This window comes from Mycolicibacillus trivialis (assembly GCF_002102395.1).
Classification (GTDB): Bacteria; Actinomycetota; Actinomycetes; order Mycobacteriales; family Mycobacteriaceae; genus Mycobacterium; species Mycobacterium triviale.
Genome location: NZ_LQPZ01000015.1, coordinates 85,295 through 103,561 on the forward strand (window position 1 = coordinate 85,295; position 18,267 = coordinate 103,561).

15 protein-coding genes are annotated in these 18,267 nt (G+C 71.0%); 6 read left to right on the forward strand and 9 right to left on the reverse strand.

The window, feature by feature from the left end; genetic code table 11:
* Positions 1-20: 20 nt before the first annotated feature.
* Positions 21-2,135, reverse strand: coding sequence for an elongation factor G-like protein EF-G2 (locus tag AWC30_RS05950; protein ID WP_085109276.1), 2,115 nt, complete (start codon positions 2,133-2,135; stop codon positions 21-23).
* A 218-nt stretch (positions 2,136-2,353) separates the two neighbouring features.
* Here AWC30_RS05950 and AWC30_RS05955 point away from each other — a divergent pair, with 218 nt between their 5' ends.
* On the forward strand, positions 2,354-3,109 hold the full coding sequence (locus AWC30_RS05955) for a L,D-transpeptidase (protein ID WP_085109277.1): 756 nt from the start codon (positions 2,354-2,356) through the stop codon (positions 3,107-3,109).
* 52 nt (positions 3,110-3,161) lie between these two features.
* Here AWC30_RS05955 and AWC30_RS05960 read toward each other — a convergent pair whose 3' ends face one another.
* Positions 3,162-3,857, reverse strand: coding sequence for a potassium channel family protein (locus tag AWC30_RS05960; RefSeq protein ID WP_085109278.1), 696 nt, complete (start codon positions 3,855-3,857; stop codon positions 3,162-3,164).
* Between the two features lie 195 nt (positions 3,858-4,052).
* Between AWC30_RS05960 and AWC30_RS05965 the strand changes: the two genes are divergently transcribed.
* Genes AWC30_RS05965 through AWC30_RS05975 form a run of 3 tightly spaced genes read left to right on the forward strand, consistent with a single transcriptional unit; the run spans position 4,053 to position 6,115 of the window.
* Positions 4,053-5,549, forward strand: coding sequence for a potassium/proton antiporter (locus AWC30_RS05965; RefSeq protein ID WP_085109309.1), 1,497 nt, complete (start codon positions 4,053-4,055; stop codon positions 5,547-5,549).
* 60 nt (positions 5,550-5,609) lie between these two features.
* Positions 5,610-5,837, forward strand: a complete 228-nt coding sequence (locus AWC30_RS05970) for a hypothetical protein (protein ID WP_085109279.1) — start codon at positions 5,610-5,612, stop codon at positions 5,835-5,837.
* The gene (locus tag AWC30_RS05975; RefSeq protein WP_133053661.1) at positions 5,834-6,115 is read left to right on the forward strand and encodes a hypothetical protein; all 282 of its coding nucleotides are present in this window, start codon (positions 5,834-5,836) and stop codon (positions 6,113-6,115) included. Before AWC30_RS05970 ends, AWC30_RS05975 begins: the two co-directional genes overlap by 4 nt.
* Here AWC30_RS05975 and eccCa read toward each other — a convergent pair.
* The 4 genes from eccCa to AWC30_RS05995 are packed head-to-tail and all read right to left on the reverse strand — an operon-like array spanning position 6,090 to position 12,854.
* Positions 6,090-10,187, reverse strand: coding sequence for a type VII secretion protein EccCa (gene eccCa / locus AWC30_RS05980; RefSeq protein ID WP_085109281.1), 4,098 nt, complete (start codon positions 10,185-10,187; stop codon positions 6,090-6,092). The two genes, AWC30_RS05975 and eccCa, sit on opposite strands and share 26 nt — an antisense overlap.
* Positions 10,188-10,189: 2 nt before the next feature.
* Positions 10,190-11,653, reverse strand: coding sequence for a type VII secretion protein EccB (gene eccB, locus AWC30_RS05985; RefSeq protein WP_085109282.1), 1,464 nt, complete (start codon positions 11,651-11,653; stop codon positions 10,190-10,192).
* Between the two features lie 2 nt (positions 11,654-11,655).
* Complete coding sequence (locus AWC30_RS05990) at positions 11,656-12,540, reverse strand: transglycosylase SLT domain-containing protein (RefSeq protein ID WP_085109283.1); 885 nt, start codon at positions 12,538-12,540, stop codon at positions 11,656-11,658.
* A complete protein-coding gene (locus AWC30_RS05995; RefSeq protein ID WP_085109284.1) occupies positions 12,537-12,854 on the reverse strand; it encodes a DUF2710 family protein in 318 nt (105 codons plus the stop codon). The genes AWC30_RS05990 and AWC30_RS05995 overlap by 4 nt, the downstream gene beginning before the upstream one ends.
* Before the next feature lie 101 nt (positions 12,855-12,955).
* Between AWC30_RS05995 and AWC30_RS17750 the strand changes: the two genes are divergently transcribed.
* Entirely contained in the window at positions 12,956-13,099 is a 144-nt protein-coding gene (locus AWC30_RS17750) for a hypothetical protein (RefSeq protein ID WP_165756447.1), read from the forward strand.
* Positions 13,100-13,107: 8 nt separating this feature from the next.
* Here AWC30_RS17750 and AWC30_RS06000 read toward each other — a convergent pair whose 3' ends face one another.
* A complete protein-coding gene (locus AWC30_RS06000) occupies positions 13,108-13,827 on the reverse strand; it encodes a type 1 glutamine amidotransferase (protein WP_085109285.1) in 720 nt (239 codons plus the stop codon).
* Entirely contained in the window at positions 13,820-15,049 is a 1,230-nt protein-coding gene (locus AWC30_RS06005; protein ID WP_085109286.1) for a Mur ligase family protein, read from the reverse strand. The genes AWC30_RS06000 and AWC30_RS06005 overlap by 8 nt, the downstream gene beginning before the upstream one ends.
* Positions 15,050-15,168: 119 nt before the next feature.
* On the opposite strand from AWC30_RS06005, the gene AWC30_RS06010 reads away from it, so the two are divergent.
* Positions 15,169-16,155, forward strand: a complete 987-nt coding sequence (locus AWC30_RS06010) for a DEDDh family exonuclease (protein ID WP_085109287.1) — start codon at positions 15,169-15,171, stop codon at positions 16,153-16,155.
* Positions 16,156-16,245: 90 nt separating this feature from the next.
* Here the strand turns inward: AWC30_RS06010 and leuA are convergent, their stop codons facing one another.
* Positions 16,246-18,057, reverse strand: coding sequence for a 2-isopropylmalate synthase (leuA, locus tag AWC30_RS06015; protein WP_085109288.1), 1,812 nt, complete (start codon positions 18,055-18,057; stop codon positions 16,246-16,248).
* Positions 18,058-18,267 lie beyond the last annotated feature (210 nt).

An 18,267-nucleotide genomic window follows, 5' to 3' on the forward strand; every position in this document is an offset into this window, starting at 1 on the left:
CCTCGGCCGCGTCGGCCGGTTCACGGGTCGGCCCGGGCGACGGCCGCCGCGGGCACCGGGGCGTAGCGGGCGAACGCGCGGTGGAACGACCCGCTGCCGTGACTGCATGAGCGTAAATCGATCGCGTAGCGGGCCAACTCGATTTGGGGCACTTCGGCGCGGACCACGCTGCGGTCCTGGTCCGCTTTCTCGGTGCCCAGCACCCGGGCCCGCCGCCCGGACAGGTCGGTCAGTACGGCGCCGACCAGGTCGTCGGGCACCAGCACGGCGACGGTGTCGAGCGGTTCGAGAAGCTCGATGTCCGTGTTGGCCGCCGCATCGCGAAGCGCGAGGGCGCCCGCGAGTTGGAAGGCCACATCCGAGGAGTCCACGCTGTGCGCCTTGCCGTCGACCAGGGTGACCCGGATGTCGACCACCGGGTGGCCGCTGCGCACACCGTGCGCCATCTGGGCCCGCACGCCCTTCTCCACGCTGGGAATGAACGTCCGCGGCACCGCACCGCCGACCACCTTGTCGACGAATTCGAATCCCGCACCGGCGGGCATCGGCTCCACGACGAGGTCGCATATCGCGAATTGGCCGTGTCCGCCCGATTGTTTGACGTGCCGACCGCGCCCCCGCGCCGGACCGGCGAAGGTCTCCCGGTACGGCACCCGCAGCTCGACGATGTCCACCCGCACCCCGGAGCGCTCCGCCAGCGACTCGAGAACCAAGCCCGCGTGTGTCTCGCCGGCACACCACAAGACGATCTGATGCGTCTGCTGGTTCTGTTCGACCCGCAGGCCCGGGTCCTCGGCGGCCAGCCGCCCCAACGCCACCGCCAGCTTGTCGTCGTCGGTGCGGGTATGCGGGGCGATCGCCACCGGCAGCAGCGGTTCGGGTGTCAGCCAGGGTTGGAGGACCAGTGTGTCGGCGCAGGAGGACACCGTGTCACCGGTTTCGGCGTGGCCGAGTCGGGCGACAGCCCCCAGGTCTCCGGCGATCAGTTGCTGGGCCGCCCGTTGGTGTTTGCCGAACGGAAAGGCCAGTGCCCCGGCGCGGTCGTCCTCGTCATGGTCGGGATGCGACCCCGGCGCACCGAAGAAGGCGGTATCGCGACCGCAGACGTGCACCGGGGTCTCGGGTCGCAGCGTTCCGGAGAACACCCGCAGCAGGCTGATCCGGCCGACGTAGGGGTCGGAGGTGGTCTTGACCACCTCGGCCAGCAGCGGTCCGGCCGGATCGCACGGCAGCGCGGCCCGGCCCGCCCCCTGCGGGGTGAACACCGCCGGCGGGCCGTGTTCGGCGGGCGAGGGCAGGTCACGGGCGATGCCGTCGAGCAGCTCGGCGGCACCCAGGCCGGTGGTCGCGCACACCGGGAACACCGGAAACAGCGTCGCGCGGGCCACCGCTCGCTCCAGGTCGGCGATCAGGCCCGCCTCCTCGAGTTCCGCTCCGGCGAGGTAGCGCTCCATGAGCGACTCGTCTTCGGACCCTTCGATGATCGCTTCGATCAGATCCGCGCGGTGGTGCTCGATGCGGGCGCGCTGCGCCGGATCGGCCGGGCCGCTGCCGTGGTCGCCACCGCGGAAGGTCTGCGTCAACACGCCCAGCAATCCGCTTCCTTCGGGCAGATAGACCGGTAACACCGTGGCGCCGAATGCATCCCGGACGCCGGACAACGTCGCTGCGAAGTCGGCGCGGGGGTGGTCCAGCTTGGTGATCACCACCGCGCGCGGCAGATCGGCGTCTTCGCACTCGCGCCACAGCGCCGTGGTCGGTTCGTCGACGCGTTCGTGTGCCGCGACGGTGAACAGCGCCGCGTCGGCGGCACGCAGGCCCGCGCGCACCTCGCCGAGGAAGTCGGCGTAGCCGGGGGTGTCGATGAGGTTGATCTTGGTGTGCCCGTGCCAGACCGACGCGACGGCCAGACCCAGCGACCGGCGTTGGCGGATCTCGGCGGCGTCGTAGTCGCAGACCGTGGTGCCGTCCTCGATCGAGCCGGCGCGGGACAACTCGCCTGCCGCGACCAGGAGCGCCTCGACCAGGGTCGTCTTACCCGCCCCGGAGGGGCCGATCAGCGCCACGTTGCGGATGGCGGCGGGGCTGTCCACGGCGGGGCCGGCGCCCGCCGATCGGGACGTCTTCTCCGCCATGCCGATCCTCCTGGGTCCCAAGCTTTCCCCCAACCGGGGGCCGGCACAAGACCCGGACCGCCAAGAACACATTCAATGTTTGCTGTGTTGACATCACAATGCGTCATCACCCGTGCGAATCACGGAATAGACCCCATCTAGTCAGTTTGCTGAGCAACGATCCGGCAAAGGCCGGATAGAATACGGACGGGTTTGACACTTCAAGAAGGGGGGACGCCGTGCGCCGCGTGGTTCGCTGGTTGGGCGTCATGGTTTCGGTGACGGCACTGTTCGCGGTGGGGTCGGGCAATGCCGGTTGGGCGGCGATCGCTCCGCCGCAGCCGACCCCGGCGGTCGCCGAGGTCCTGCCCGCGCCGGGCGCGGTGGTGGGGGTCGCCCACCCGGTCGTGGTCACGTTCGTCGCACCGGTGCGCAACCGGGCCGCCGCGGAACAGACCATCGCCGTCACCTCCTCGAGTGACACCCCCGGGCACTTCGAGTGGGTCAGCGACCGCGAGGTCCACTGGGTGCCCGACGACTACTGGCCCGCCCACACCACCGTCGACGTGGAGGCGCACGGCCTGTCCACCGGCTTCGAAACCGGCGACGCACTGGTCGCGGTGGCCAGCATCTCCGGGCACAGCTTCACCGTGAGCCGCAACGGCGAGGTGCTGCGCGAAATGCCCGCCTCCCTGGGCAAGCCGAGCCGGCCCACCCCGATCGGCTCGTTCACCGCGCTGTCCAAGGAGCGCACGGTGAAGTTCGATTCGCGCACCATCGGCATTCCGCTCGACGACCCGGAGGGCTACCTCATCGACGGCCAGTACGGCGTCCGGGTCACCTGGAGCGGCGTCTACGTCCACTCCGCACCCTGGTCGGTGGACTCGCAGGGGTACGCCAATGTCAGCCACGGCTGCATCAACCTCAGCCCGGACAACGCCGCCTGGTACTTCGACCAGGTCAGCCTCGGCGACCCGATCATCGTTGAAGCCTGAGGTCGAAGCCTGACGCCGGTCCCTGACGCTTGCCTGACGCCACTACCCGGCGTCAGGCCGGCTCCGCGCCCGGCCCGGCCAGCGCGGGGTCCTGGGCCTCGATGACCGCCCGGATGCGGTGCTCGGTGGCGCGGTTGGCGGCGAAGACCAACTCGTCGCCGGCGGCCAGCATCTGCGGCGAGCGCGGCAGAATCGTCTCGTCGTCGCGCAGCACCACCACCAGCGCGGTGTCCGCCGGCAACTCGACATCGCAGATCCGTTGTCCCACCAGCGGGTTGGTCGCCGGCAGGGTGAGTTTGGCCAGGTTGACCTGGCTTTGTCGCAGCCCCATCACCGGCACGAGATGCCCGACGTCGATCGCGCCCTCCACGTTCGCGACAATCGCCCGCGGTGTCGACACCGCCACGTCGACACCCCACTCCTCGGTGAACAGCCACTCGTTGCGGGTCTCGTTGACCCGGGCGACCACCCGCGGCACCGCGAACTCGGTCTTGGCCAGCAGCGCCACCGCCAGGTTCACCTTGTCTTGACCGGTCGCGGCGATGACCACGTCGCAGGTCTGCAGGCCCGCCTCCTCCAGCGTGGAGAGTTCCGCGGCATCGCCCAACAGCCAGTCGGCGTCGTCGACCTCACCGGGCTGATAGTGCCCGGTCTGGCGTTCGATCAGCAGCACCTTGTGGCCGTTGTCGAGCAGTTCGCGGGCGACCGCGCGGCCGACGGCCCCGGCACCGGCAATGCCGACCCGCATCACCCGCCTACCCATCGCCTGTCACCCTCCGCATCGCCTGTTCTGCGCCCGTACCGCTGATGCCCTCGGCCCGCCGGGGACGCCCTGGGTTAACTTTACTGGCACCGGCACACCTCCTTTGGGCCTTGCCGCCACGATCGGCGGAAGCAACCCGGCCCGATGCCCACCGAGCCGACCGGCACTAGCGGGGACGACATGACCTTGGAGCAGCTGTACCTGGCGCTGCTGGCCGGCGGCCTGGTGCTGCTGGCCAGCATCGTCGGCACCCGGGTCGCCAGCCGGGTGGGGCTGCCCAGCCTGCTGCTGTTCCTGGCGGTCGGGATGGCCATCGGCGACGGCGGACTGGGGCTGGTCTTCGACAACTACGAGATCGCCCGCGATCTGGGCATCGCCGCACTCGGGGTGATCCTGGTCGAAGGCGGGTTGACCACCCGGTTCGCCGACGTGCGCAGCGTGCTGGCCCCCGCCGGGGTGCTGGCCACCGTCGGGGTGGGCATCAGCACGGTGGTCACCGCCGTCGGCGCGCATCTGCTGCTGGGCTTCGAGTGGCAGCTGTCGCTGCTGCTGGGCGCGATCATCTCCTCCACCGACGCCGCCGCGGTGTTCTCGGTGCTGCGGCTGCTGCCGCTGCCCCGCCGGCTGGCCGGGCTGGTGGAGGCCGAGTCCGGTTTCAACGACCCGCCCGCGGCCATCCTGGTGCTGGTGTTCAGCGCGACCCCGCTGACCGTGTCGCTGGCCGACACCGTGCTGGAGATCGTCTTCGAGTTGGCGCTCGGCGCGGTGATCGGCGTGGGCGCCGGTGTGCTGGGCGGGTTCGCGCTGCGGCACACCGCGTTGCCTGCGACCGGGATGTACCCGCTGGCGACGTTCGGGGTCGGCATGGTGGCGTTCGCCGCGGCGGGCACCGCGCACGCCAGCGCCTTCCTGGCCGCCTACGTGGCCGGGATGGTGCTGGCCAGTTCCAAACTGCCGCACCGCTCGGCCACCCGCTCCTTCGCCGAAGGCTTGGCGTGGCTGGCCCAGATCAGCCTGTTCGTGCTGCTGGGTCTGCTGGTCACGCCCCGCAATCTGCCCCGGGAGGTGGTGCCCGCACTCGTCATCGGGCTGGTGCTGCTGCTGGTGGCCCGTCCGCTGTCGGTGGCCGGCTGTCTCACCTGGTTCCGGGTGCCGTGGCGCGAACAGGTCTTTTTGTCCTGGGCGGGCCTGCGCGGTGCGGTGCCGATCGTGTTGGCCACGTTCCCGATCGTCGAGGGCGTCGAGCACAGCCAGCGGCTGTTGAACATCGTGTTCATCCTGGTGGTCAGTTTCACCCTGGTGCAGGGGCCCAGCCTGAGCCTGATCGCCCGGCGGCTCGGGCTGATGGCCCACGACGCGGCCCGCGAGATCCACGTCGAATCCGCGCCGCTGGACGTGTTGGAGGCGGAACTGCTGACCATGCGGGTGGCGCCGGAATCCCGGCTGCGCAACGTGACGATCCTGGAGTTGCGGCTGCCCGAGCCCAGCGTGATCACCTTGATCATCCGCAACGGTCACACTTTCGTGCCGCAGCCCGACACCGTGATCAAGGCGGACGACGAGCTGCTCATCGTCACCAACCCGCCCACCCGGGAAGCCACCGAGCGTCGGCTGCGCGCGGTGAGCCGGCGCGGAAAACTCGCCTACTGGTTCGACGAGTACGGCCACCGCGACTGAGGACCGGGTAGCTTTGGCCCCGGCAGCGCGAAACGGTCGAGGTACCCGAGGAGGCCTGCGGTGCTCACCACCCTGCGCAGGGTCCTACGTTTCGAACTGCTCCTGGCCGAGTGGGCTCTGCTGGCCGGGCTGATCGCCGCGCCCTACCTGTTGGCCGGGTTGGCGTGGGCGCTCATCGACAGCGACCGCTTCGCCGGGCTGAGCGGTGCCCGGGCGGTGATCTCGATCCTGGCGGGAATCGCGACCTGGCCGGTGCAACTGGTTTTCTCCAGCGGCTGCGGAACGTGATGGGCCGGCGGATCGCGGACTTGCCCGCGCGGGCGTGGGCGGTGGCCACCCGACCGGTTTCGGTGGCCGCACTCGCCGAGACGGCCTTCTGGCTGGCCATCCCGTACCTGCTGATCGGACTGACGTTGGCTTTCCTCCAACCCGATAACCTGACCCAGGTGCGTCAACAGCTGCAGCTGCGCGCACCGCAGAGCACCGAATTCGACGTAGCGGCTTTGGGTTTGGCGGCGGCGCTGTGGCCCGCGCTGCTGGTCAGCCCGGCGGAGTGCCCACGCTAGGTTCGGCCGTGCCGACCAGAACGCCCTCGACCGCGCCTTCGGTGGTAACCAGCAGTCCGCGGCCGGGCGGGAGTTGCTGGGCGCTGATGCGCCCGAAGACCTTCACGGTGGCCGGGTCGTTGTCCATGAACAGCGTCGGCGTGCGCGCCGCGGTCAGCTTCTGCAGCAGCGGGTTCATCACCGCCTGCGCCACCCAGTTGCCGGGCAGCCGGGCCACGAACACATGCAGGCCGATCTCCCGGCTGCGTTCGATCAGCGGCCACAGCGGCGCAGTGGCAGCCGCCTTGCCGATCCCGCCGTGTCCGCGCAGTTCCTGTTCGTCGTCGATGATGACCACCCGGCGTGGCCCCTCCCAGCCCGGCCAGGCCAGCAGCTCCCGCTGGCTCAGCCCCGACGGCGGCAACCGGTCGCGCAACACGCCGGCGAGTTCACCGATCACCGCGTCGATGTCGTCGGCGGTGTAGGCGTAGGCGTCGACGTGCGGGCCCTCGATCCGGCCGATCAGGGTGGTCTTGGGATCGATGATGGTGATGCGGGCCTGTTCGGGGCTGAGCCGGTTCATGATCGCGTGGCCCAGGGCGGTCAGGGTGGTGGTCTTACCGCATTGTTGACGTCCCATCACCAGCAGGTTCGGCAGGGTGCGCAGCGGCACGGCCACCGGTTTCAGGGCGCTCTCGCCGACCGCGAACGGGACGGTCAGCGGGTCGTCGTCGGCGGCGCTGCCGGCGAAGGCGGCGTTGAGCCGCGCCAGCGCGACCCGCTGCGGAAGTCTGGCCAGCCGCTCGACCCGCACCGCCCCGGTTCGCTCGGCGATCAGGGCGCCGATCCCCCGGGTGGGGATCCGGGTGGTGCCGTCGGGCCCGCCGAGTTCGGGGACCGCGACCAGCAACTCGTGGCCGTCGGCGGTCAGGCCGAAGCCGGGGCGGTCCAGGGTGTGGCGTGCCGCCTTGCGCCGCTCCAGCCCGGTGCCCATCTGCGACTCGTCGGGGTTGGACAGCCGCAGCTGAATCCGAGCGTTGGAGACGTTGAGCAGACCCTGCTTCTGCCCGACGAACCAGGCGGTGGCGCTGGTGATCACGTGCACCCCGTAGGACAGACCCTGACGGGCAATGGCGATCGCGCGGTCCCCCAGGGCCGGGTCCTTGTCGTAGAGGTCGCCGTAGTTGTCGATGACCAGGAACACGTCGCCGAACTTGTCGTCCGGGTCAGTCGCTCCGCCGGCGGCGCCGAAGCGGCGCTGACGGAACTCCGCGATGTCGATCTGGTGGCGTTTGAACGCGGCCTCCCGGGCCCGGATCAAACCCTCCAGCGTGGCCACCGTCCGGGACACCCCCTCGGCGTCCGAGACGCTGACCACGCCGGCGACGTGCGGGAGTTCCTCGATCGGATAGAGCGCGGCGCCGATGCAGAAGAAGGTCACCCGCCGCGGCCGGTACAGCAGCGCGGCGGCCACCAGCAACGTCATGATCGTCGTCGACTTCCCGCGCTGCGCGGTGGCGACGACCATGATGTTGTCCATCTCGGCGTCGATGACGTGGACGCGCTGGGCGTGGTCCTCGGGAATGTCGACCACCCCGACCGGCAGCGCCAACCCCGCGTTGTCGCCGTAGTCGACATCCCACGGCCGGCCCCGCCAGGCCGACACCAGGGCGTCGATCGGCTCGCTGGTCTCCAGCGGCGGCAGCCAGATCCGGTGCGGCGGTCGCACCGGCTGGGCGGCCAGCGTTTCCCGCACCACGTCGACGACCTTCTTGCGGCGGAAACCGTCATCGTGGAACAGGTATTCGTCGGGTTTCTCCGGGCGCGGCGCGGGCAGCGCGTCGCGTTCGGCGGCGCTGAGCGGCTGGTGCTGCCAGTTCAGCAGCCGCGGCTGGGCGAAGACGACCGGGGTGGGGAGGCCGTCGTCGCCGGTGTGCTTGGGGACCACGAACGGCGCCGAGACGTAGAAGCAGCGGAACTGTTCCAGATCCCGCGGCCCGACCTTGAGCAGCCCGTAACCGTTCTCCGCCGACGGCAGGTGCAGCGCCGCGTCACTGCCGATGACGTCGCGGGAGTCCTCGGCGGTCTCGGCGCGCAGCGCCACCCGGAACGCGATGTTGCTCTTGACCTTGCTCAGCGACGACAGGTCCAGCCGTTGCCCGCCGAGGGTGAAGAAGACGTTGCAGCCGCGGCCCTCCTGACCGATATGGATCACCAGATCGATCCATTCCGGGTGATGGATGAACAGCTCCAGGTATTCGTCGATGATGACCAGCAGGATCGGGACCGGCTCCAGTTCCCTTCCGGCCAACCGCATCTCCTCGTACTCGTTGGCGTCGCGGGCACCAGCGTCCTTGAACAGCCGGTAGCGGCGGGTGATCTCGCCGTCGACCGCCTTGCGCATCCGGTCGGCGAGGTGCCGTTCGTCGTTGCCCAGGTTCGACAGCGAGCCCGCCACGTGCGGGAAGCCGTCGAGATCCTGCGCGGCCGACTCGAACTTCATGTCGACGAAGATGACGATGAACGTCTCCGGCGAGTGGGTGAGCGCGATCCCGCTGCACAACGACAGGAAGTACTCCGACTTCCCCGACCCCGAGGTGCCGATCACCACCGAGTGAAATCCGAAGCCACCGAAATCCTTGGCGCGCAAGATGATGTACTGCAGTTCGCCGCCCGGCTTCGCACCCACCGGCACCATCGCCCACTTCGGGTCGCCGCGGCCACGGCTCTCCGCCCACAGCCTGCGGACATCCAGCCGTCTCGGGTCGGCGATGCCCAGGCTGCGCAGCAGCTCACCGCCGCGCCCGTCGACCTCGGCCAACTCCCCCGCGGTCATCGGCGCCCACCGCGCCAGCGCGCGGGCGTAGCGGTGCGCTGTGCTGTCCGCCAGCCAATCGGCGACGGCGTAGAACGCGCCACGGTGCCACAGACTCCCGCCGCGCAGCTCGAAGCGCTGGTCTTCGGCGAACCCCACCCCGGTCCCCACCCGGGTGGCCAGGCGCAGCACGGTGATCCCGGCCATCCCCTTCTGCCCGGTCACCCCTTCCCACTGCTCCGGGGTGCCGGCATTGTCGTCCACGATCAGCCAGTGCGGCCCCAGCTCCCGGCCGGTGCCCGACTCCATCGGCGAGGGCATGGTGGAGGGGCTGCTGCCGATCGGCGGCGACCAGGGGCCCCGACCCTTGCGGTGCAACTCGGCGTCGAGGGCTTCCTCCAGCGCGGTCGGCGTGGTGAACACCAGCCGACGCGGCCCGCAGGCGTCGATCATCTCGTCGTGCTGGTTGTGCGGCAGCCACACCAGCCAAGACCAGCGCTCCGGGTGGCGGGTCACCAGCATGATCTTCACGTCGTCGGGACTGTGGTAGACCGCGAGCGAGCACAGCATCGCGCGCAGCAGTCCGTGCAGGTCGGTGATCGCGTCCGCCAGGAAACTGAAACCCGGTTTGGCGCGCAAGCTCACCACCTTGCCGATCGCGCGGATCTTGCTCTGCTCCAGGATGAAATCGCGCAGGGCACCGCCGGTGACCGGCTCGAGTTCCTCGGCCACCGGCACGTCGGGCCACTGCACCGAGACGGCACAGTCCCCGGCCTGCTGCATCCCCTCCCCCAGCCGCACGTCGAGGAAGTCGGTGTCGCCGCTGCGGCGTTCCCACATCCGCTTGCCGCCGATGACCGTGTCGAGCTGCCCGGGCGGGATGTGGACGAACAGTTGACTGAGACGCAATTGCGCGGCGGCGCGGTGGATCTCGTCACGGTCGTCGTCGAGTTGACGCAGGTAGCCACGGCGTTGCCGCTCCTGCTCGCCCCAGCTCACCCGATGCCCCCGGCCCAGCCGCCCGCTGAACATCAGCGCACCGAACCCGGCCAGCCCCATCATCGGGAAGAACCCCGACCGCAGACTGCGGATCCCCGAGGCGTACATCACGATCAGCGTGCCGAGGATGCCGACGAGGACCGCGGGGATGGCGATCATCAGCAGGATGTTGCGGGGTTCGCGTTCCGGCAGCGCCAGCGGCGCGGCGACCGCGATCCGCGCCGGGGGCACCACCGGTATCGCCGCGCGGGTACCCCGCACGAATCCGCGTCTGGTCATCGTCAGCCTCCTTGCGGGACCGCCGCCGCGGCACCGGGGACCGTGTCGCGCGCCACCAGGGCGGCGTCGCGGCTGATCGCCGGTCCGGCCGCGAAGGTGCGCAACAACGGCCACGGCGCCTGCACCGCCTGGGTCGGGTCCAGTCCCAACGCCCGCAACGTGGACTGGTCGGCTTCGACGCCGTAGCGCACCCCCTGCGGCGACAGCCAGTACAGGCTCTCCCGGCTGGTCGCGGTGGCCAGCCCGCTGGTGGTGGCGACGAAAGTCGCCGCCCGGGGCTGGATCAGAGCCCGGTCGGCCTCCACCGTGTCCGGCCCACGGTCATCGCGCACCAGCGGCACCGCGGCCGACTCCGCCTCCCCGGTCACCGGCAGCCCGCGCCCGCTGAACACCACCACCGCGGCCTGCGGGTCCCCGACGTGCTTGGCCCAGGCCAGGCAGGTGACCGGGTCGGCGGAGCTGTCGACGAACTGCAGCCGGCCGGTCGGGTAGTGCTCGACGTTGAGGACGTCGACGACGGGGATGGCCACCACCGTGTCCGGGGAGACCAGCCGCGGCGTGACCGTGCGCTGCGGCCGCGCCGCCCGCAACAGGTCGGCGACGAACCCGCTGACGCGTTGCACTCCCCCGCCGAGCAGCACGTAGACGCCGGTGACCGAACCGGCGGAGTCGCGGGTCTCCAGCACGTCGCCGATCCGGGAGCCGGGCAGCCAGCTCGACGGGGCGTCCGCGTCCGGGATCGGTGGCACCGCGATCGGTTCGACCGCGGGGATGGCGTCGAACAGCGCGGTGGAGATCTCGACCGGGTGGGTGGCGGCGGGGTCGACGCCCAGAGTGAAGGTGATGGTGCGGTCGGTGGGGTCGATGCGCGCGCGTCGGTTCGCCCAGATCAGGTAGGTGGCGTCGCGGTGGGTGGCCAGGATGGCCCGGTCCGGGCCGAGCGGCCCACCGCGCTCGGTGGCCGTCAGGTCGCCGGCGACGGCGGTCACCGCCGGGGTGCCACGGCTGTTCGCGGTGTCGCAGACCGCCCACGCCGAGCGTTGCGCCGGGGCCGCGGTGAGGGCGTCGGGGATGCCGGGGATGCCGATCAGCGGGCCGGCCGGGTACCTGGCGATCTCGGCGCCGGTCACCCAGGTCGGGGTGGCGGCGTTGCCGACGGCGAGGCGCGCGGACGTGAGGTTGAGCGCCGGGTAGAGCCGATCGTTGATCCGGGCGTAGATCTGTCCGGTGTCGCGGTTGCCGACGAGCGCGGACCGGCCGATCAACCCGGCGGGTTTCATCAAGTGCAGCAACGTCATCCATCCGACGCCGATGAGCACGAACACCATCGCCAGGGCCACCGCGGCCTGTTGTTTGCGGTCGTCGTGGCGCATGCGTACGGAGAACCGGGTGATCGCGGCGCGCAGCCTGCGGTTGTAGAACAGGTGCCCGGAGTTCTGGTCCCGGTTGGACAGGTTCAGCGGCATGCTCAGTAGCCCTTCGGGGCGCGTCGCGGATCGGCCTGCTGCACCAGCGCGGCCAGGTTGACGCCGTCGGCGGTGACGCCGTAGCGGTGCATCACGTAGTTCATCGAGGCGCAGATGTTGGCGACCGGGTCGTAGATGTCGGCGGCGGTGCCGGGCTGGTGGTAGCGGGCGAAGGTCTGCGGGAGGGTCTGGGTGAGCCCGCGGGCGTAGCCGAGCGGGTGCCCGTCGGGCTGGACGGGGCCGGGCGCCGTCGCCGGCCGGTCGGCGATCGCGGACGGGTCTCCGCCGGACTCGCGGGCGATCAGCGTCGTGTACCCGCGCAGCCAGCGTTGCCGGGCCCGCGGGTCGGTGATGCCGAGGTGGTCGAGTGCGGCGAGGATGTGGCTGCGCACCGCGCCCCGGTGGTGTCGACCGCGGTAGCCCACCCGGGCCGGCGGGATGGGGTGAGCGCGATGAGCCCGATACCGCAGCCGCCGCATCCGGTGGGTCAGGTCGCGTGCGCTGCGGCGGGAGTGCCGGATGTGGCGGTGCTGGCCGCGCAGCCGCGCCGCCATGCGGCGCAACGCTTCCCGGCGGCCGATCGCGGTGTCCCCGCCCGGGGCGGTGTCGGCGTGGGCGTCGGCCAGAATGCGCCCGGTGGCGTGCCGTCCTGCGTTGCGTGCGGCATACGCCTGGGTCAACAGCGCCGACAGTTCGCGGTCGGACAGGTTCATCCGATGCTGCGCGGCAGCCAGTTCCGCGATCCTCCGGGCCGGCACCCCGGCGGGCCGGGCCTGCGGCGGACGGTGCGGCTGCATCGGCACGGCCACCGGGTCGGACCCGGCGTACAACCGGTGACCGCGGGCTAGCAGGTCCAGTGCCCGCGCGAGTATCGGATCGGTGCTCACCGCGGTGGGCCGCCGTATCGGGCTTCGTTGTCGGCCCGGGCTTCCTCGCGCAGGGCGGCGAAGACGAGGTTGAGCCGGTCGGCGAGTTCGGTGTGGGTGTAGTCGGCGGTCACGCCGGGCTGCAGCGTCAGCCCGATGAGCCTGCCGTCGGTGTTGGCGACCGCGCGCACATCGCCGAGGTCCACGCTGTAGGTGATGGTCTCCGCTTCGGCGACGAGCGCTTCCCAGCGTTCGGCCGCTTCCCGCAGGTCGCGCAGCACCGCCTCGACAAGATCCTTGCCGCCCAACTCCGTGCGCCTGCCGGCCCCCGGCATCGTCTCAGTATCCGACTGCCCTGTCCGCAACGTCAATTCACAGTTTTCGGGGCCTCCGGGCTGAATTGTCGGGGCCCGTCCGGGTGGGTAGCGTCGCGGACGTGGCGGACTCTGTCCTGCAGGAGCAACTCGACGAGGTTCGGGCTCTGTTGGCCCGGGCCCGGCAGCTGTTCGGTGCCGAACCGGTCGAGCCGCCGGCAGCGTTCGCGCCCGATCCCGGCACCGCCGGCGGTGGGCTGCGCTAGCGGCCGGTTCAGTCCGCGGCGAGCCGCTCGCGGCGCAGCAGCTCCACCTCGGGCAGCTCCAGTGGCGCCAGTTCGCCGACCACCCGCGACAGCAGCAGGTCGGCCAGTTCGGGGTTGCGGGCCAGGCAGGGCCCGTGCAGGTAGGTCGCGATCACGCTGCCCTGCACCGCGCCGTCCACACAGGCGCCGAGGAGGTTGCCCGCACCTTTGACCACCCGGCCCAGCGGGGCGGCATCGGCTCCCAGAACGGTTCCGCCACGGTGGTTTTCGAATCCGGTGAGCGGCTGGGTGAGTTCGGGCAGGGCGGGGGTGGCGACCAGTTCGCCGATGCTGCGCTCGGCTTGCGGCGAGGTGGTCAGGTCCAGCAGCCCGACCCCGTCGACGCGTTCGCCTGCGGCGGTCTCATACCACTGCCCCAGCACTTGCACGGCCGCGCAGATCGCCAGTACCGGCGCCCCGCGGGTGGCCGCCCGCTGCAGCCCGGGATGGGTGCTCAGGTGGCGGGTGGCCAGCCGCTGGGCGTAGTCCTCCGCCCCGCCGAGGGTGTAGAGGTCCAGCGAATCGGGCACCGGGTCGCTCAGGGTGACCTCGATGATCTCGGCGCGGTGACCGCGCAGCCGGAGTCGCTGGCGCAGCACGACGGCGTTGCCGCCGTCGCCGTAGGTGCCCATCACGTCGGGCAGTACCAGGCCGATGCGGACGACGGATTCGCTGTGCGGTTCAGCCATGACGCTCCAGCACCCGGTTCAGTTGCAGGAACGCGGTGTAGTTGGCGATCACCTCGACCCGCCCGGGCGGGCAGGTCCCGATCGCGCGGACCGTGTCGTGGACCAGGGTGTGTTCCACGCCGGCATAGCCGAGCCGCACCGCCAGGTCGGTGCCGCGCTCGCCTGCGGCGACCACCGCGGTGTCCTCGAAGTGTTCGAACCGCACGTCCCAGAGCCAGGACAGGTCCACCCCGTCGGGCACCTGCCCGTTGACCGCGATCACCACCCCGGTGGCGGCCGGGTCTATCATCGCCAGGGCCTCCTGCCAGCCGGCGGGGTTCTTGGCCAACAGAACCCGCACGGTGTGCTGCCCGAGTGTGACGGTGCGGTAGCGGCCGGCGACCTCGTCGACGGTGGCCGCGGCGGCCACCGCGGCCACCGGGTCGGCGCCCAGGGTGACGGCCGCGGCGACCGCCTGCGCGGCGTTGCCCCGGTTGACCGCTCCGGGCAGCGCCAACCGCATGGGCAGCGCCACGTCGCCGGGCCCGTAGAGGGTGTGTTCGTCGAACCACCAGTGCGGTGTCGGGCGGGCGAAGTCGGTGCCGGTGGAGTACCAGTGGCCCTGCTCGCGCACGATCACCTCGCCGCTGCGCGGGCAACTCACCGAGTCACCCGACCAGCTGCCGCCGGCTGCCACCCACACCACCTGCGGGTGGTCGTAGGCCGCGGAGGTGATCAGGACGTCGTCGCAGTTGGCGACGACGACCGTGTCCGGGTGGCGGGCCAGGCCCGCCCGCAACGCCCGCTCGATCGTGTTGATCTCCCCGACCCGGTCGAGCTGATCGCGGGAGAGGTTGAGCAGCACCACGACCGCCGGCTCGACGGCGTCGGCGACGTGCGGCACGTGCATCTCGTCGACCTCGAGCGCGGCCAGCGGCGCGGTCCGGTCGGCGGCCAGCGCGGCGATCAGCCCGGCGTCCATGTTGGCGCCCTCGGCGTTGGTGGCGACCGCACCGAGGTCGTGCAGGGCCGCCGCCGCCATCCGGGTGGTGGTGGATTTGCCGTTGGTGCCGGTGATCACCACCGTGCGCCTGCCCCGACCGAGCTGACCGAGCAGCGAGGAATCCAGGGTCATCGCGACCAGCCCGCCGATCATGGCGCCGGCGCCGCGGCCGGTCACCCGCGAAGCCCACCGCGCGCAGGCGCCAGCTGCCAGGGCCAGTCGGCCTCGGACGCTGATCACGCGGCTGAGTTTAGGGGGCGACACGACCGGCGGGCGACACGGCGGGCAGGCGACACGACCGGCAGGCGACACGATGATGTCCGCCGCGCATGCCATGCTCGGGACATGAGGAGGCTCCGATGAGCGGTTGGGGCCGCCCGGCCGGGGAACCGGGGGCGGGCTGGGCGGTCGTCGACGTCGAGACATCCGGCTTCCATCCCGACCGGGCCCGGGTGCTCAGCCTCGCCGTGTTGGCGCTGGACGCCGACGGCCGGGTGGAGCGCTCGGTGGTGAGCCTGCTCGACCCCGGCGTCGACCCCGGCCCTACCCACGTGCACGGTCTGACCGCCGCGATGCTGGACGGCCAGCCGCAGTTCGGTGAGATCGTCGGCGAGGTCGCCGACCTGCTGCACGGGCGCACCCTGGTGGCCCACAACGTGGCGTTCGACTATGGGTTCCTGACCGCCGAGGCGGAGCTGGCCGACTCGGCGCTGCCGGTGGATTCGGTGATGTGCACCCTGGAATTGGCGCGGCGCCTGGATCTGGGTGTGCCGAACCTGCGGTTGGAGACCCTGTCCGCGCACCTGGGTTTCCGGCAGGCCCGCCCCCACGACGCGTTCGACGACGCGCTGGTGCTGTCGCAGGTGCTGGCGCCGTTGCTGCGCCGGGCGGCCGAAACCGACGTGTGGTTGCCGATCCGTCCGGTGAGCAGGCAGCGCTGGCCCAACGGCCGGGTCACCCACGGCGAGCTGCGGCCGCTGAAGATGCTGGCCGCGCGCATGCCGTGCGCCTACCAGAATCCCGGCCGCTACGTTCCGGGTGGGCCGCTGGTGCAGGGCATGCGGGTGGCGCTGTCCGCGGAGTGCACCCGCACCCACGACGAACTGCTCGAACGCATGCTGCACGCCGGGCTGGCCTACAGCGACAGCGTCGACCCGCACACCTCGCTGGTGGTGTGCAACGCGGACCGCCCGCTCCAGGGCAAGGGCTATCTGGCCGCCGAGCTGGGCGTGCCGGTGCTGTCCGACGCCGCGTTCCTCGCCGGCATCGACGACGTGCTGACCGGCGTCGGGATCGAGGAGTTCACCGACACCAGCCCCCGCGGGGAGCAGTTCGCACTGTTCTGATCCCTGAAATCGACACGCCAGCGGGCACATAGGCGCAGAATCGGCCGTTTTCGCCGCCGGCGCGTCGATTTCAGGGATGTCCGCGCTGTCTCAGGCGCGAACGGCGCGGTTGACCGCCGAAACCACCGCGCGCAGCGAGGCCGTGGTGATCGACGGCGCGATCCCGACGCCCCAGACCGTGTTGCCGCCGATGTCGGCCTCCACGTAGGCCGCGGCCTGGGCCTCCTCGCCCGCCGACATGGCGTGCTCGGAGTAGTCCAGCACCGCGACGTCGAAACCGACGTCGGTGAGCGCGTCGACGAACGCGGCCAGCGGTCCGTTGCCCGCGCCGCTGATCGTCTTCTCCGCGCCGTCGACCTTCACCACCGCCTCGATGCGGTCGGTGCCGCCGTCGACCTCGGCCGCACTGACCCGCTGGCGCATCCGCTCCAGCGGGGTGACCGGCGCCAGGTACTCCTCGTAGAAGGCGTCCCACATCACCTTCGGCGACACCTCGCCGCCCTCGCCGTCGGAGAGCGCCTGGACCACCTGGGAGAACTCGATCTGCAGCCGGCGCGGCAGCACCAGTCCGTGGTCGGTCTTCATGATGTAGGCCACCCCGCCCTTGCCGGACTGGGAGTTGACCCGGATCACCGCCTCGTAGGTGCGGCCCACGTCGCGGGGGTCGATCGGCAGGTAGGGCACCTGCCACAGCAGGTCGTCGACATCGGTGTCGGCGGCGTCGGCGTCGATCTTCATCTGGTCCAGGCCCTTGTTGATGGCGTCCTGGTGGCTGCCGGAGAACGCGGTGTAGACCAGGTCGCCGCCGTAGGGGTGGCGTTCGGGAACGCTCAGCTGGTTGCAGTACTCGACGGTCCGGCGGATCTCGTCGATGTCGGAGAAGTCGATCTGCGGGTCCACGCCCCGGCTGAACAGGTTGAGCCCCAGGGTGACCAGGCAGACGTTGCCGGTGCGTTCCCCGTTGCCGAACAGGCAGCCCTCGATGCGGTCGGCGCCGGCCTGATAGCCCAACTCGGCGGCGGCGACCGCGGTGCCCCGGTCGTTGTGCGGGTGCAGGCTCAGGATCACCGCATCGCGCCGTTTGAGGTTGCGGTGCATCCACTCGATCGAGTCGGCGTAGACGTTGGGGGTGGTCATCTCCACGGTGGCCGGCAGGTTGAAGATGATCGGGTTCTCCGGCGTGGGTTCGATGACGTCGCCGACCGCGTCGCAGACCTCTTTGGCGTACTTGAGTTCGGTGCCGGTGTAGGACTCCGGGGAGTACTCGTAACGCCACCGGGTCTGCGGGTGCTTGGCGGCCTCGACCAGGCACTTACGCGCCCCGGCCACCGCGATCTCGCGCACCGCGGCCCGGTCGGCGCGGAACACCACCCGGCGCTGCAGGATCGAGGTCGAGTTGTAGAAGTGCACGATGACGTTCGGGGCGCCCGCGCAGGCCTCGAAGGTGCGCTCGATGAGTTCGTCACGGCACTGGGTGAGCACCTGGATGGTGACGTCGTCGGGGATGTGCCCACCGTCGATGATCTCGCGGACGAAGTCGTAGTCAGTCTGGCTGGCCGACGGGAAACCGACCTCGATCTCCTTGTAGCCCATCCGGACCAGCAGGTCGAACATGCGCCGTTTGCGGGCCGGGCTCATCGGGTCGATCAGGGCCTGGTTGCCGTCGCGCAGGTCCACCGCGCACCACAGCGGTGCGCGCTCGATGACGGTGTCCGGCCAGGTGCGGTCGGGCAGCGTGATCGGCTCGACTTCGTCGGCGAACGATCGGTACCGGCCGACCGGCATCGACGAGCCGCGCTGGGTGTTCCACGGCGGCTGGCCGGGGTGGGGTGGGCCGTCGGGGGTGGTGATGGACCGCGTCGAGCCCGCGGTGAAGGCGTCGGGTGAAGAGAAACTGGTCACGGTGATTGCTCCCCGGTAGTGAGAAGGACCTCAGACCGGCGCATCAGAACACCCGCGACGGGGAGCCGGTCTCGATCAGGCCCCGCCGCGGCGTTCCAGGAGGAGCACCCGCTGCACCCGGCCGAGTCTACCCGCGCGCCCGGCGCTGCTCAAAGGCGTCGGCTCCGGCGTTACCCAGGTCACACCCGCGGCGAGGCGCGCAGTTCACGG

Coding starts and splice junctions, on each gene's coding strand:
- AWC30_RS05950 (WP_085109276.1), bottom strand. CDS start 2,135: ATGGCGGAGAAGACGTCCCGATCGGCGGGCGCCGGCCCCGCCGTGGAC.
- AWC30_RS05960 (WP_085109278.1), bottom strand. CDS start 3,857: ATGCGGGTCGGCATTGCCGGTGCCGGGGCCGTCGGCCGCGCGGTCGCC.
- AWC30_RS05965 (WP_085109309.1), top strand. CDS start 4,053: ATGACCTTGGAGCAGCTGTACCTGGCGCTGCTGGCCGGCGGCCTGGTG.
- eccCa (WP_085109281.1), bottom strand. CDS start 10,187: ATGACCAGACGCGGATTCGTGCGGGGTACCCGCGCGGCGATACCGGTG.
- eccB (WP_085109282.1), bottom strand. CDS start 11,653: ATGCCGCTGAACCTGTCCAACCGGGACCAGAACTCCGGGCACCTGTTC.
- AWC30_RS05995 (WP_085109284.1), bottom strand. CDS start 12,854: ATGCCGGGGGCCGGCAGGCGCACGGAGTTGGGCGGCAAGGATCTTGTC.
- AWC30_RS06000 (WP_085109285.1), bottom strand. CDS start 13,827: ATGGCTGAACCGCACAGCGAATCCGTCGTCCGCATCGGCCTGGTACTG.
- AWC30_RS06010 (WP_085109287.1), top strand. CDS start 15,169: ATGAGCGGTTGGGGCCGCCCGGCCGGGGAACCGGGGGCGGGCTGGGCG.